At 39.2% G+C, this 13,927-nt stretch carries 16 protein-coding genes; 5 read left to right on the forward strand and 11 right to left on the reverse strand.

Annotated features, from left to right (window positions below):
• Positions 1 to 42: 42 nt before the first annotated feature.
• Complete coding sequence (locus FL972_RS14925) at positions 43 to 639, reverse strand: outer membrane beta-barrel protein (protein WP_222116045.1); 597 nt, start codon at positions 637 to 639, stop codon at positions 43 to 45.
• Positions 640 to 798: 159 nt separating this feature from the next.
• Between FL972_RS14925 and msrA the strand changes: the two genes are divergently transcribed.
• Positions 799 to 1,926: a peptide-methionine (S)-S-oxide reductase MsrA gene (gene msrA, locus FL972_RS14930; protein ID WP_317129954.1), complete on the forward strand. Its 1,128-nt coding sequence runs from the start codon at positions 799 to 801 to the stop codon at positions 1,924 to 1,926.
• Between the two features lie 147 nt (positions 1,927 to 2,073).
• Complete coding sequence (locus FL972_RS14935) at positions 2,074 to 2,457, forward strand: response regulator (RefSeq protein ID WP_144606503.1); 384 nt, start codon at positions 2,074 to 2,076, stop codon at positions 2,455 to 2,457.
• On the opposite strand, the gene FL972_RS14940 is transcribed toward FL972_RS14935, so the two are convergent.
• Positions 2,454 to 3,059 carry an alpha-ketoglutarate-dependent dioxygenase AlkB family protein gene (locus FL972_RS14940; RefSeq protein ID WP_144606505.1) on the reverse strand — a complete coding sequence of 202 codons (606 nt, stop codon included), beginning with the start codon at positions 3,057 to 3,059 and terminating at the stop codon, positions 2,454 to 2,456. The genes FL972_RS14935 and FL972_RS14940 overlap by 4 nt on opposite strands.
• A 96-nt stretch (positions 3,060 to 3,155) precedes the next feature.
• On the opposite strand from FL972_RS14940, the gene FL972_RS14945 reads away from it, so the two are divergent.
• Positions 3,156 to 3,560, forward strand: coding sequence for a hypothetical protein (locus FL972_RS14945; protein WP_091649083.1), 405 nt, complete (start codon positions 3,156 to 3,158; stop codon positions 3,558 to 3,560).
• Positions 3,561 to 3,567: 7 nt separating this feature from the next.
• Here the strand turns inward: FL972_RS14945 and FL972_RS14950 are convergent, their stop codons facing one another.
• Complete coding sequence (locus FL972_RS14950; RefSeq protein WP_144606507.1) at positions 3,568 to 3,993, reverse strand: Dabb family protein; 426 nt, start codon at positions 3,991 to 3,993, stop codon at positions 3,568 to 3,570.
• Positions 3,994 to 4,127: 134 nt separating this feature from the next.
• On the opposite strand from FL972_RS14950, the gene FL972_RS14955 reads away from it, so the two are divergent.
• Both FL972_RS14955 and FL972_RS14960 read left to right on the forward strand, forming a co-directional pair.
• Positions 4,128 to 5,306, forward strand: coding sequence for a hypothetical protein (locus FL972_RS14955; protein ID WP_144606509.1), 1,179 nt, complete (start codon positions 4,128 to 4,130; stop codon positions 5,304 to 5,306).
• A gap of 4 nt (positions 5,307 to 5,310) precedes the next feature.
• Positions 5,311 to 6,306: a 2-hydroxyacid dehydrogenase gene (locus FL972_RS14960; protein WP_144606511.1), complete on the forward strand. Its 996-nt coding sequence runs from the start codon at positions 5,311 to 5,313 to the stop codon at positions 6,304 to 6,306.
• Between the two features lie 87 nt (positions 6,307 to 6,393).
• Here the strand turns inward: FL972_RS14960 and FL972_RS14965 are convergent, their stop codons facing one another.
• The 8 genes from FL972_RS14965 to FL972_RS15000 all read right to left on the reverse strand — a co-directional run bounded on the left by FL972_RS14965 (position 6,394) and on the right by FL972_RS15000 (position 13,888).
• Positions 6,394 to 6,588, reverse strand: coding sequence for a cold-shock protein (locus tag FL972_RS14965; RefSeq protein ID WP_091649072.1), 195 nt, complete (start codon positions 6,586 to 6,588; stop codon positions 6,394 to 6,396).
• A gap of 5 nt (positions 6,589 to 6,593) precedes the next feature.
• Positions 6,594 to 6,839 (reverse strand): cold-shock protein, encoded by a 246-nt coding sequence (locus FL972_RS14970; protein ID WP_091649069.1) that lies wholly within the window; start codon positions 6,837 to 6,839, stop codon positions 6,594 to 6,596.
• A 9-nt stretch (positions 6,840 to 6,848) separates the two neighbouring features.
• The gene (locus FL972_RS14975; protein ID WP_144606513.1) at positions 6,849 to 8,054 is read right to left on the reverse strand and encodes a DEAD/DEAH box helicase; all 1,206 of its coding nucleotides are present in this window, start codon (positions 8,052 to 8,054) and stop codon (positions 6,849 to 6,851) included.
• Between the two features lie 4 nt (positions 8,055 to 8,058).
• Positions 8,059 to 9,048, reverse strand: a complete 990-nt coding sequence (locus FL972_RS14980; RefSeq protein ID WP_144606515.1) for a fatty acid desaturase family protein — start codon at positions 9,046 to 9,048, stop codon at positions 8,059 to 8,061.
• A gap of 441 nt (positions 9,049 to 9,489) precedes the next feature.
• Positions 9,490 to 10,833, reverse strand: coding sequence for a hypothetical protein (locus tag FL972_RS14985; RefSeq protein ID WP_144606517.1), 1,344 nt, complete (start codon positions 10,831 to 10,833; stop codon positions 9,490 to 9,492).
• Positions 10,830 to 11,894 (reverse strand): c-type cytochrome, encoded by a 1,065-nt coding sequence (locus FL972_RS14990; protein WP_144606519.1) that lies wholly within the window; start codon positions 11,892 to 11,894, stop codon positions 10,830 to 10,832. Before FL972_RS14990 ends, FL972_RS14985 begins: the two co-directional genes overlap by 4 nt.
• 102 nt (positions 11,895 to 11,996) lie before the next feature.
• Complete coding sequence (locus tag FL972_RS14995) at positions 11,997 to 12,728, reverse strand: acyl-[acyl-carrier-protein] thioesterase (protein ID WP_144606521.1); 732 nt, start codon at positions 12,726 to 12,728, stop codon at positions 11,997 to 11,999.
• A 5-nt stretch (positions 12,729 to 12,733) separates the two neighbouring features.
• Positions 12,734 to 13,888 (reverse strand): MFS transporter, encoded by a 1,155-nt coding sequence (locus FL972_RS15000; RefSeq protein ID WP_144606523.1) that lies wholly within the window; start codon positions 13,886 to 13,888, stop codon positions 12,734 to 12,736.
• Positions 13,889 to 13,927: the final 39 nt, after the last annotated feature.

Raw genomic sequence — 13,927 nt, forward strand, 5'->3', positions numbered from 1 at the left:
TTCAATTAACTAGAAAAATAGATTTTTATTATATTATTTTTTTTAAGGCCCGAAAATCCTTAAAGAAAGCGCGAGCAAAATCTGCTGATGGCGGAAATCCTGATTCCCTCCTAACACGCGATCCATGGAGAATTTCTGATCATTGAACTCTCGTTCATAACGGAGATCCAGCCCCAGTGGACCGATAGAAACTCCCATCCCAAATTGGTAGCCCATTCTAAGCCGTTTGTTGAAATCGGATGCACTTCCCGTTAGATAATTATCATTGTGGGTATAATGAAATGAAGGCCCTGCGAAGACATTGATTATTTTGAAAAGCTGGATTCCACCCAAAATTGGAGCATCAATTCTTTGTGCATTCGCCTCTCCAAAGGAGGTTTGGAACCTGCTTTCAGTAAATACTAACTCAGGACGAAGATAAATATCATAAGAGCTCATTTTGTAAAATATCCCTGCATGATACCCCACACCTCCTAATGGATCTTTCCAAACTGATTCGGCATCTTTAAAATATTTGCCAGAGGTATTATAATTTGTTCCAAATTTGACTCCTAAACCGGAGCCCTGCTGTGCCAAAGCCATCGGGTAAGAAATCAGAAAGAAAAAAACCAGGTAAAATAGCTGCTGAAAACTTTTCATAACTCTCTCTTTAAAGTTTTGGTCGATCCTGCCGCTTCAGTTGTAATCAAAAATCATCTTTTTTTGGATCTGAGTACGTAATTGGAATGGAACTCAAACAGATCGCGAACTGAAGTGTTTATAAATCAGTTTCAAATACGAGACCAAAATCACCTAGTAGTGAAAAAAACATCCAATATGTCTTCACCTAAAAAATCATTTACCATTATGTTCAGCTTTATACTAGGCCTACTGATGGCCTGTAGTGCTCCATCCGAGCAAGGTTCGGCAAACCAAGAAACAGAAAAACAGGCAGATCCAGTCACTTCATTCTCCGGTAAAACAGAGCTTGCAACTTTTGCAGGAGGATGTTTCTGGTGCGTAGAAGCCCCATTTGAAGGAATTGACGGTGTATTATCCGTTGTATCCGGATATGCTGGAGGAAAAGAAAAAAATCCAACCTACGGGGAGGTAAGTTCAGGAAAAACCTCTCATCGAGAGTCAGTTCAAATTACTTTTGACCCAGAAGTGATCAGTTATTCAGAGTTGGTTGATATTTTTTGGCAAACCTTTGACCCCACAGATGTAGGCGGATCCTTTTATGACCGAGGTACTCAATATGAATCTGCAATCTTCTTTCATGATGCTGAGCAAAAAAAGGTAGCCGAAGAATCCAAAAAGCTGTTGGATCAGTCCGGGAAATTTGACAAGCCTATTGCAACTCCCGTCATCAAATACACCAACTTCTACGAAGCAGAAGAATATCATCAAGATTATTATAAGAAAAAGCCCCAGGATTATTATTCCTACAGAACAGGAAGTGGTAGAGATGCATTTATCAAAAAGCATTGGCCGGAATTGAGCCAAAAAGAATACCCTGCTAAATCCAAAGAAGAGTTGAAAGCCACATTAACTGATTTACAGTATGAGGTGACTATGGAAGATGCAACTGAATATGCTTTCCAAAATGAGTACAATGGAAATAAGGAGGCTGGTATTTATGTATGCATAGTATCAGGAGCTCCTTTATTCAGTTCCAAAGATAAATATGAGTCAGGTTCAGGATGGCCAAGTTTCACCAAACCAATCGATGCTAGGATAATAGACAAACCAGTTGATAAGACCTTGGGAATGATTCGGGTGGAAGTTCGAAGCAAGTTAGGCAATAGCCATTTAGGACATGTTTTCTATGATGGACCAGAGCCCACCGGATTGAGATACTGCATGAATTCAGCCGCGATGAAGTTTATCCCCAAGTCCCAAATGGAAAAAGAGGGATACGGCGAGTTTATTTGGCTAGTAAATTAATTTTCAGCCTCGTTCAAAACGGGGCTTTTTTTTTATATTTTTGATGAATAATTCGGAATTATTTTTCATAATTTATTAATTGAATAAATAAATCTTATTAATATCACCACGGAACCCAACTCCGACCTTTCACTACTTACCCATTTGATGGCCAATTTTAACTTAATAATCGTAGATGACGACCCTAATTTCTTGTTCATCCATGATGTCTTGGCAAAGAAATCCGACTTCCATCAAACCCCTTTGAAATTTGAAGATGGATATGACGCAATCCGCTTCTTGGAAGAGAACATGGATAAAAACCACCTTCTGTTCTTGGATATTTACATGAAAACGATCGATGGATGGGGTGTTTTGGATTTCATTGAAAACAAAAATACTCCCGAAAAAATAAAAGTGATTTTGATTAGCTCATCTGTCAATGTAGCTGATAAAAATAAAGCCATGGAATATTCAAGCGTGATAGATTATATCGAAAAGCCACTTCCGTTTGAATATCTCAACATGTTGAAAGAACAAGTAATATTTTAAATCAATTTTCGAAAGGTCAGGTTAATTCTTCCTTTACTTACTTTTTTACTTTTGGGAATTTGATGCTCCCAAAAATGTTGACTCTCCCCACCCATGATCAATAAGCTTCCAGAATTTAAAGGCATATTCAATTTTATTTTCTTATTCTCGTAATGCCTCAGCTGAAAATTCCTGGTTTCCCCCAAACTGATTGAGGCTATGGTCGGATTTCGTCCCAAACTTGCCTCATTATCTCTATGCCAACCCATGCTGTCTTTTCCATCCCGATAAAAATTAAGCAGCACATGTGTGAAAGATTCCATACTTAATTTTTCAATCTGAAACTTAATTTCACGAAGGGTATCGTTCCATGGAATCGGATTCATAGTAATCCCCGAATAACTATATGATTTTTCGGGATCTCCATACAAAGCAGTTAATCTTGGCTGCAGGATTGTTTTCCCAAAAAGGCGGATAGGCTCCTGTTTCCATTTGATTTCTTTTTCCAAGCGCCGGTATAATTCAAAAGCCATCTCACATTGAATAAAGTCAGGATAATACCTTACCTCACCTTGAAAGGGTAATAAATTTTGTCCGCTTTTTTGAAATAAATCCTCCTGCATGATTTAAAAACACGAAAACACTTGCTAGGTTTTATTTTGTCTTTCTATTTTTTAGATAAAATCACTGCTTATATTAGAAGCTGAAAATAGAATATTATGAAAAAATTCGGGTGGATTTTCGGATTAATCCTTGTGCTTATATTAGGAGCTATCTTTTGGTACAAATTTTTATTTGTCTTCGGTGAAGGCGTAAAAGCTGGCTCATTGAATTATTTTGTAAAAAAAGGAGTCCTGTTTAAAACCTACGAAGGACGTGTAGTACAGGAAGGATTCCAAAGTCCAACTGCAGGCGGACTCCAAAGCAATGAGTTTAGATTTAGTGTAACTGACCCCGAAGTTGCTGAAAAATTGGAACGAGCCTCTGGCAAATTTGTGGAGCTACGCTATAAAGAATACAATGGGATGCTCCCTTGGAGAGGAGCCAGTAATTTTGTGGTCACCGAAGTTCTAACTGTAGGAGAAAGCAAGATGGGGAATTCATCCGGCCTCCCCTACAATTAAGATTATCTTATTTGGTCCAATAATCCACCACAGTTACATCTTTAAGATGTGGCCCGATCAATTCTCCGAATTTCTGATGGGCAGGATGAGGCAAATAGGTGTCTCGGTCTGCTTCTGAATGAAATGTCAGAAAAAAGGCATGAGTAAGGCCTTTATTCAGATTCTCCGGACTATTGTTGAGTCCCCATTCAAATGACTTGATTTCAGGAATTTCATTCTGAAGGTTTTCAAACGCCTCGATAATTTGATTGATATCGGCTGGACTGATACTTTCCTTGAAAGCAAATAAAACAACATGCCTTAAAACAGAATCGGGGGTTGAATCCATCGTAATCTCTTTAATTACTTCTTTTTCAATTTCTTTTACTTTCTCTTTCTTTTCCGCACAGGAAAACACTAGGATAAACAGGCAAAACAGCAGATTTTTTCTCATAGAATTAGGGTTGAATTTGAAATGCTTAAGTTAGCAACTCTTGTCACAAATAGGAAAAAAGAAGATTAGCTGGGAAAGTCAAGAATAGATTGTAAATTCAACGATAAATAAGTAGTAAAACTATATTTTAAATAATGAAATATCCCACTCTATCTCCCAAATACATCTTATGGATTTTTCTTTTTTTATTGGGTTTGCAGGCTTGTTCGCCTGATAATCAACAGGAAAAATATTCAGAAAAAGATTTTCAAATAGAGAAAATAGACTCCTTTGAAGTCAACAATCTCACAAGGGTAATTATCAGTGATTACTCCGAGCAGGAAAAAACCTATTTGGGCTACGCTACGGTAGAAGATGAAATTCTGGAAATAGATTTGGATGGAAATATTATTCAAAGAGCTAAAAAGAAGGGAGATGGTCCGGGTAATTATGGTAATTGGAACCCGATCGGAATGAGTTTTGGTCCGGATGGATTAAGGATTGCTGAATTGCCCTTTGCATTATTTGCCTTTGATTCCACTTATCAAACCCAATTTCAGCAACGAATCCAGTCTCCATTACCTATCCGTGCATTCGGTCCTCTCGGAAAAACTCAATATTTCGAGTCAAATGACAGTACCTTTTTTTTAGTGGGCCCCAGCAATTATTTATCTGCACATTATCTGATCAGAAACGAGGAAGGTAGGGATACATTAAAGAATTTCTACAAACTGCATCTGGAGTCGGGAGAGATGAAATCTGTGGTCCCATATAGATCGCAATCGGTATACAGACAAACGGAAGGTTTTTATCCTGAATTGATGACCAAATCCTTCCAAATTAATCGGAAGACTTCAGAATTATTGGTTTTACACGGTCTAGAGGATGAAATTGAAGTTTATGATCTTCCGGGTTTGAATTACAAAGGAAGTATTCCCCTGAAACATGAGGAGTTTCTAACTTATAATTCGGTCCCAATCGAAATCGAACAAAACGATGAAAGGATCACCCAACTTAGAATGATGGCTGGGAGGAATATCTCCCTGATTCAAATCGATGAGGACCTTTATTTGATTTCTTATTTCACGGGAATTACACCATCTGAATATGATAATCGAAAAGCTGAAGACCCTCTTTATAGCCCTATTTCAGACCTTAATGAAAAGAGATTGATCCTTATTAAAAATAAGAAGCAATTAGGCCAAGAACTTCCATCTGTACCCGGAACTATTTTATTTGGAATGGGAAATGGAAAATTTTTGGTTCAAGAGCCTGAAAATTCAGAAATTGAGGAAGAAGTAACGCGTTTTTCAATTTATCAGGTAAAAATATAAAAGCATGAAAATTGCATTTTTTAGTACCAAGTCATATGATGAAAATAGCTTTGGCTCCATCTTGGCAAACTATCATCACGAGATCACCTATTTTGAGACGAAGCTTGACCAGTTTTCTGCCCCACTGGCAAAAGGACATGAGGCAGTCTGTGCGTTTGTAAATGACAGTTTGGATCAAAATACTCTTACTCTCCTCAAAGAAAATGGAGTTCAGTTAATAGCTCTTCGTTGTGCCGGTTACAATCAGGTAGATTTAGAAACCGCAAGTTCTTTGGGTATTCCTGTTGTTAGAGTGCCAGTTTATAGCCCAGAGGCTGTAGCTGAACATGCCTTTGCCTTGATTCTTACACTCAGCAGAAAGACACATAAGGCTTACAACAGGATCAGGGAATCCAACTTTTCTCTGGAGGGACTCACTGGATTTAATTTATTCCAAAAAACTATCGGGGTCATAGGTACCGGGGCCATTGGTAGGGCTTTCTGTAAGATAGCATTGGGTTTTGGATGTGAAGTTGTAGCCTTTGATGTAATTCAAAATGAAGAAATGAAGGACTTAGGGATAAAATATGTCAGTATAGAGGATTTGTTCTCCCAGTCTGATATCATTTCCCTTCACTGCCCCTTAACTCCCGACACAAAGCACTTGATCAACAAAACTGCTCTCTCTCAGATGAAAAACAACAGCATGCTAATCAATACTTCGAGAGGAGCCTTGATCGAAACCAAGGCGGTAATTCAGGCCTTAAAATCCCGGGAACTAGGCTATTTGGGCATAGATGTATATGAGCAGGAGGAAGACTTATTTTTCAGAAATCTTTCTGAGCAAATTTTGGAGGACGAGCAAATCTCCAGGTTGATGACATTCCCCAATGTCTTGATTACAGGCCATCAGGCGTTCTTGACTCATGAAGCTTTGGCACAAATAGCCAAAACTACCCTAGACAATATTACTCAATTCGAAAAAGGAGAAAGGCTATACAATCAGATTGCTTTGAAGTGAACTCCCAGTTTCCTTTTCTAATCGATTTTTCCAAAAAAAAATCCCTGAAGCATAGCCCCAGGGATTCTATTTTGAAAGCAGGAGGAATTAACCTACTACTTTAACGTTCACTGCGTTAACACCTTTTTTACCTTGAACTACGTCAAAAGTAACTTTGTCATTTTCACGGATTTCGTGTACTAGACCGGAGTGGTGTACGAATACATCTTCACTGTTGTCTGCTGGTGTAATGAAACCAAAACCTTTGGTTGTGTTAAAGAATTTTACTGTTCCTTCATTCATGATTACTAATTTTTACTTTGTTGTTTGTTATTGAAATATTGATTTTTAGGTCTTTCTTTTTTTGGTGGCTCCGGTTCCGGAGGAGTTTCGGATATGTTTCCAAACTCATCGACATAAGCCATCATGTCTTCTAAATCCCCGCTTTTAGGCTGTTCTTTGCGGGCTAATTTTTTCTCTAATTTTTCTTTTTGTTTTCTTCTTTTAAGTTCTGCTTTTTGTTTTTTGATGAATGCATTTTGATTTTTTGACATATAGAATTTTTAGTTGACAAATGTGATGGCACGACCGGCTTTTCCGGCGCGCCCTGTCCGGCCTATTCTGTGGATATAACTATCCATAGACATGGGAAGCTGATAATTGATCACATGGGTCACATCAGCCACGTCTATACCTCTGGCCGCCACGTCGGTGGCTACCAATACTCTGGTGGTTCCGTTTTTGAATTCCTCAATAGTCCTATTGCGGAAATTCTGGGATTTATTGCCGTGGATCAGACCGGATTGAATCCCTGCCTGATTTAATTTTTTACTTAGTCTATCAGCCAATCTTTTGGTTTCGGTGAAAATGATCACCCGCTCCAAATCTGCACTCTGAAACATATTTTGCAAAACAGTAAACTTATCCTGACCATCTTTCAAATGGACAATCTCCTGATCTACATTCTCGCTGGAATTGCCTCCACTATTTACTTTTACTTCAACTGGATTATTCAAAAGGCTTTTGATCAATACTGACTGATCTGGGTCTAACGTAGCACTGAATAACATGGTCTGACTCCTTTGATTCATAGGCGCTACCAACTTCTTCACATCGTTTACGAAACCCATATCCAGCATTCTGTCAAACTCATCCAAGACGAGTGTTTTGACCATGTTGAGCTTGAGTAATCTTCTACCATATAAATCCAACAATCTTCCAGGAGTACCCACAATAATCTGTGGATGTCTATGCAAGGATTTTTCGTCAGAATTAATATTTGTGCCTCCAATGAAGGTGGCAGATCTCAAATTCATGCCTTTGGTCAGGCTCTTAAACTCTTCCTCAATCTGAAGCGCCAACTCTCTGGTCGGAGTCACAATTAATGCCTTGAAATCATGAGGGTTTGCTAAAGCATGCTCAATGATAGGTATTAAGAAAGCGCAGGTTTTACCTGAACCGGTATTGGAAATCCCCATCAAATCTCTTTTTTCCAAAAGAGGAAGAAGAGACTGGTCCTGAATTTTGGTTAAGGTAGTATATCCCTTTAATGTCAGGTTTTTCTTCAACTGAGCACCGATAGGTAGATCAGAGAAAGTGGTTTCAGATTTAAAATCTGTTTTGCTGCTCGGTGAAGCTGTCTTCACCAATAACCTTGGATCCAATTTGGACACTTTGGCCTGCTTGCCTTGTTTAGGCGATGTTCTACCGACGGGACGTGCATTTCTGCTCTTGTCCCTATTTGGTTTTGGTCTGTTGTTCGGATTCATAATGTTAGGCTTTTACTGGCTCTAACTCAGGGCTATTCCCCAAGAGATAAAGCATTCTAAAATGATCATATACTGCCCCAAAAAAATTAGGCTTTGAATAGTAAGGAATCTGGTATTCCTCAGCCGTTGCTTTTACAATTTTTGAAATATCCCGATAATGCACATGGCAGATATCAGGGAATAAATGATGTTCGACTTGATAATTGAGTCCACCTATAAACCATTCCAAAACTCTGGAATTTGGGGCGAAATTACAGGTAGTAGCCAATTGATGTAGCATACGCTCACCTTCAACGATTCCTTCGCTATTAGGAAGAGGGAATTCAACTTCAGGTACAATATGAGCAGTTTGAAATACCATGGTAATTACAAAACCTGTCACAGCGTGCATCACGATGTATGCTAATATGATTTGACCTGCAGAGAATGGAGCAAATAGCAAGGGTAATCCCAAGGCTACAATGAAATAGCCCAATTTCCATGCGATCAATTTGAATATATTGTTTCTATACGCATTCTCTCCCTTAACCAATCCCATTTTGTGATAACGAGTCAGTCTAATGAAATCTTTGGCGGTAACCCAAGATATGGTGGAAAGAGAATAAAAGATCCAAGCATACAAATGCTGGAATTTATGCAGGAAATTTTTCTTCGCGCTTGGAGAAAATCTTAGGAAAAAGGGTGCATTGATGTCGTCATCATGCTCGTCAATATTGGTAAAGCTATGATGCAAAACATTATGCTGGATTTTCCAAACCGTAGAGCTAGCTCCTACCAAGTTTAAAGTATAACCTACCCATTTGTTGACGGTTGGATTTTTGGAATAAGAACCATGATTGGCATCATGCATTACGCCCATTCCTACACCTGCCATCCCAAATCCTGCTAAAACAAAGCAAGCGTAAAGTTGAAAGGTGGTTTGAGCTACGCCCAAAATCACTAATGCGATGGGCACAATGTAGAGAGAGAGTAAAAAAACGGTTTTGAATACCATCTCAGCATTTCCGTATTTGGACTGCTGGGTAGTTTCAAAATGGTTATAAACTCTTTTTCGAAGGGTTTTGGAGAATTCAGATAAAACTGACTCTGAGAATCTTACTGTTTTAATAAACTGTTAATTAAGAAGGTAAAGTTGTTCCCGGGGGAATTTCGCTGCAGGTTTTAATTTACCAGCCCTAAAGCTGTCCATTAAAAAAGTAGAAAGAAGAGAATTAAAACCTTTGCAAAGGAGGAACTCTGAAATTTGCTACTTAAGCAGGTTGAATATCAACGCTAAATTATTTTCTCGAATTCTAAAGGGCTTGTCCCTTTTTTGAATCCGCATCAAAGGTGAGGAGAAGTTTCGGTATTTCCTAATTTATTAGAAAAACATCCAATTGGGTAGAATCATCCAAAATATTGATATTCTGTTTTTTTGACTGGAACCGACCTTAATTCAGTTTAAACTCCAATTTGCTATGATATTCAGGTGAATCATTTCAACTTTATTATAGCGTTGGGTCGGGCTGAGGTTTTGTAACCCCAAAGCTTCTTTATTCATGACCAATATCTGGAAATCCAATTTTTGGTAATTTTTAGGATGGAATTTGACTCCCAAGTTCACTTGCCTATAGGATGGAAAAGCGTATTTATTAGCTAATGGATCACCAATATCTGGAAGCCAGTGAAAGCCCATATGGCCAAATAGTTGGATATTTCTTCGGTATTGAAATGAAAAGTAAGCTGTCAGTGCCTCCAAGCTTTCATAGCCCTCATTCCTTTCTCTTGGAATAAAAGTATACCAAGCATCCTTCCCCCACTCTCTTGGACTAAGCCAACGGCCTTTGCCTCTAAGAATGGTTGCGCTCAGATGGGTTTCTATTTTAGGATTCTTCCATCCGAATCTTGTGGAAACAACCCAATTTTGGTCAGAAGGATCTTTGAATGCCAATAAGGGATTATCATTCCCCCCATTTCGGATTCCATGTTGGAAACCTAGCTGTAAGCCTGTGAAAAAAAATGAAGTCTTTTCCTCTCGATTCCAATCCCTTTCCCATTGGAACCAATATGTAGAGAATAAATGAGCAGCCCAGGTATTGGAAAAATTAAAAGCACCCCAATCGGATTCTTTTTCTACCTCTGAGATGAGTATAGACCGGCTCTCCGTGTTATTGAAATATTGAGACGGAAGACCATTCACATCTCGGGCAACTGGGAAAATACCGACAGTTTCTCCCGGCCTTAACCAGTCCTTAGTTCCACGAACTCTCAATCTATGAATAAACCATCCAGAAACTTTCCAATCAGAACTTGGATTGAAACCAAGCCTTAAACCTTCCATCAGAGTAGGTGCCAATCGACCATCTTGAGGGTTGATCCATGGAGTATTGACTCCCATCCTTCCGATTTCAATCTCCCATTTGGTAGACTTATAAGCTAAGGATAGATTTTCAAAAGATAAAAAGGCTTTATCTCCCCTATTTAATAAATCAAATAATCCTGTTTCGTATCGGTTATCTCTATTGGTCAAGGGATCATTGGCATTTATATCCGAGCTCCATGTATTCAAAAAACCTCTGATAGATGCTCGGAAATACCATTTTTGAAGATAATTGGACTTTAGGCCCAGACTCAGAGAATTACCCCAAGCAAAATCATCTTTGAAGTCTTTTTGGTAAGAAGTACTCATCCAAAAACTTCGAGCATGAATAGTTGGCTGAAAACTCAGCTTTTGGGCAGAATCTTGCGCATTCAGTCCTAATGGAAGAATCCAAAATAAAACCAATGTGGTCAGTTTCATTCCGACTTGGACTTTGCTTCAGTGATAGGTTTGAACGGACCAAATTTATGTTGCACTTCAGGGAAACTGTCACTATATGGCCCAAATGGATGATCCATAGGTTTTTTGGAAATATCAGGCCAATCTTGACTTAAATCTTTGGATGGCCTTTCCATGCTATTGACATAGGCTGCCACATCCCAGGCTTCTTCATCTGATATAAGCGGGTTTTCAAAAGTTGCTCCCAAGGGCATATTGGCTCTGACATAACCCGCAAACCTAGAAAGTCGAAATAATCCTGCTCCCTGATTGTAGCTATTCGAACCCCATAAAGGAGGATAGATATATCCACTGCCATCTTGCTTAGCCAAACCTTGACCCTCTTGGCCGTGGCAGCTTTGACATTGATTGATGTAAATACTTTTCCCTTTTTCCGGATCTGCTGCTCTGTCCAACAAAGGAACCTCATACAAACCAACCCCTTTGGGCTTCTCACCTTTTGGAACATCCTTCCCTACCCAATTCATATATGCTACCATAGCAACCATTTCCCTGGAGTCTGATTCCAATATGCCTCCATTCAAACTGCGCTCAAAACAATCATTGATCCTCTTGGGAATATCCTCTGATTTTCCGGAGCGTGATCTGACTTTTGGATAGGTAGATGCCACGGCTGAATAGTTATTTCCTAAGGGAACCGTACCAGCCTGTAGGTGGCAGTTTTGACAATTGAGTCCATTGGACATTTTTCTCACCTTCCCGTTGGGCCCTAAATACTCGGCAGTATTTGCGATCAAATCCCTGCCGTACTTAATTTCTTCAGCATTTGGCTCTAATTCTACTTTAGACCAATCAGGAGCCATCCACATTCCTGCTGGATCTTCTAAATACTTGGGTTTGACTTCAGTACCTTCAATCGTCGTTTCGGTTTCGGAATTAGAGTCTTTCAAAGATGGTAGTTGAATCCCTGATGAGGAAATTAAAACGACGCCTCCAATCATTCCTACCAAAGCAGTAGCCAGTACCAATAAGCCTAACAACAGCGAAATGATTTGTAAAAAAGGTTTTCCTAACTGATTCATAAGATGCTCGATTCTTTACAAAAATGCAGGATTTATACACTGAATTCCTGTGACTTGCATCACATCCAAATCAAGTTAAGCAAAGGAAATGAAAAACACCTCTCATTTTCTCTTTCCCTGACACTTCGCAGTGAAACAGACTTTATCTTCTAGCACGGCTTTCAATAAAAACTCTCCTGAAAATTCGTAAACCATGAGATTCAACTGGTCCCCAAGTTTACACTCCGATTGATAATTGATGCTAAGTTCCTCGACAATTTGCATCCCTAATTCCAGACAGCAATCCTCCACCCAACGGATATAGCTGGTATTATTCACATGATTGTATAAGTCTAAATCAGAGTGCTTTACATGAAGAGAGCAAGAGAAAATCTCCTCTCCTTCCACCAGTATTTTTGGAGGCTGCCAATCCGGCTTTAACTGCGGATCAAATACTTTAGCTGGCAAAACCTGATCGGGTCTTTGTATCCTTTTGGTTTGCAGATCTAAAAGCAGCCAGGAACTCATAGCTCGAACCAAAATATTCCCGGATTTATCTCTTACTAAGAATTCCCGAAAGGCAAAAAACTTTTCAACCCCTCTTCCACCTGTGAATACTTCAATTTCATCTCCCCACTTAGGAAGCTTGAAAATTTTAAATTCAAACCTGGATAAGGCCCACATTTGCTGACTCTCCATGAGATTCCTGCCAAAATCTTCAGAATCAGCGTGCTTCCAAGCAATCTCCTGAAGTAAGTCTGCCAAGGATTTAACACGAAGCGTACCATTGGGGCTGACCATGAAGGAGTTGATTTCAAATATCTTTCTGAATTGGAAATTCTCGGGGTAACTCATAACGTCTAGTTTACTTGAGAAGGGTAAAAAACCTCTTTTCTAATGGATGCCAAGAGTGCGATTCCTAATCCATTCATTGCTATAAGAGCAAATGAGATTTTCAGGCTGAATAAATCCGCAATAAATCCAATCATAGGAGGCCCTATCAAAAATCCAAAAAACGAAATCGTAGAAACCAAGGCCAAAGCGACACTGGGAGCAAACTGCTTGGACCTTCCTGCTATGCTATAGGAAACCGGAATGATAGAGGAAACTCCGAATCCAACTATAAAGAATCCAAGCGTAGCAAAAGGCAATGTCGGGATCAAGACGGAAAGTAGGAGACCTAGAAATATCAACAAGCCACTAACCCTAATTACAGGCACTTTTCCAAAGCGTTGAACCAGCCTATCTGAAATAAATCTACCAGAGGCCATAGTCCCCATAAAAGCCACATATCCCAAGCTCACCAAACTCGGATCCGCGATCAATACTTTTTTGAAATAAACTCCGCTCCAGTCAAACATACAACCCTCGGTCATCATACCGAGGAAGGCTATCAAGCCAATTCTTAATAGTAGATTATCTGGCTTTTTTAAAACTAATCCGCCTGAATCATCCCGTTTTTTCTCTTTGACCACATAACTATGAGCCAAGAAAATGATGACAAATGATAGAATCATTACCAGCAGGTAATGTTGAGTAGGATTGAAATCAAGAAATATCATGGCAGCTCCAATTCCTGCACCGGTAAATCCAGCCAAGCTCCAAAGTCCATGAAAAGAAGCCAGGATACTTTTTCCCATCTGATCTTCCAAGTCTAAAGCCTGAGTATTCAAAGCTATATTCATGATATTTCCCATTAGACCAAACAGAATCAAAACAATTACTAAAATCCAAGTGGTGGGACTTAATCCTATTAATGGAAGAGAAATAGCGTAAATAAAACTTCCGGTTAAAATCACTCTTCTGCTTCCAAACTCATGGACTGACCATCCAGCAATGGGTAATCCCAAAATGGAACCTATGGGCAAAAACAACAACAAAGTCCCTAACTGTCCTTCAGAAAGATCAAATTTTGCTTGGATGTCGGGAATCCTTGCCGCCCAACTAGCAAAGCAAAGCCCTATAAAAAAGAAAAGGCTTCCCAGGGCGATTCTACGTTTAACCAATGGGTTCATGAGTTGAAATAAGTTGAATAGGCATCCCAAAGTAAAGAA

Source organism: Algoriphagus algorifonticola, from assembly GCF_007655305.1.
Lineage (GTDB): Bacteria > Bacteroidota > Bacteroidia > Cytophagales > Cyclobacteriaceae > Algoriphagus > Algoriphagus algorifonticola.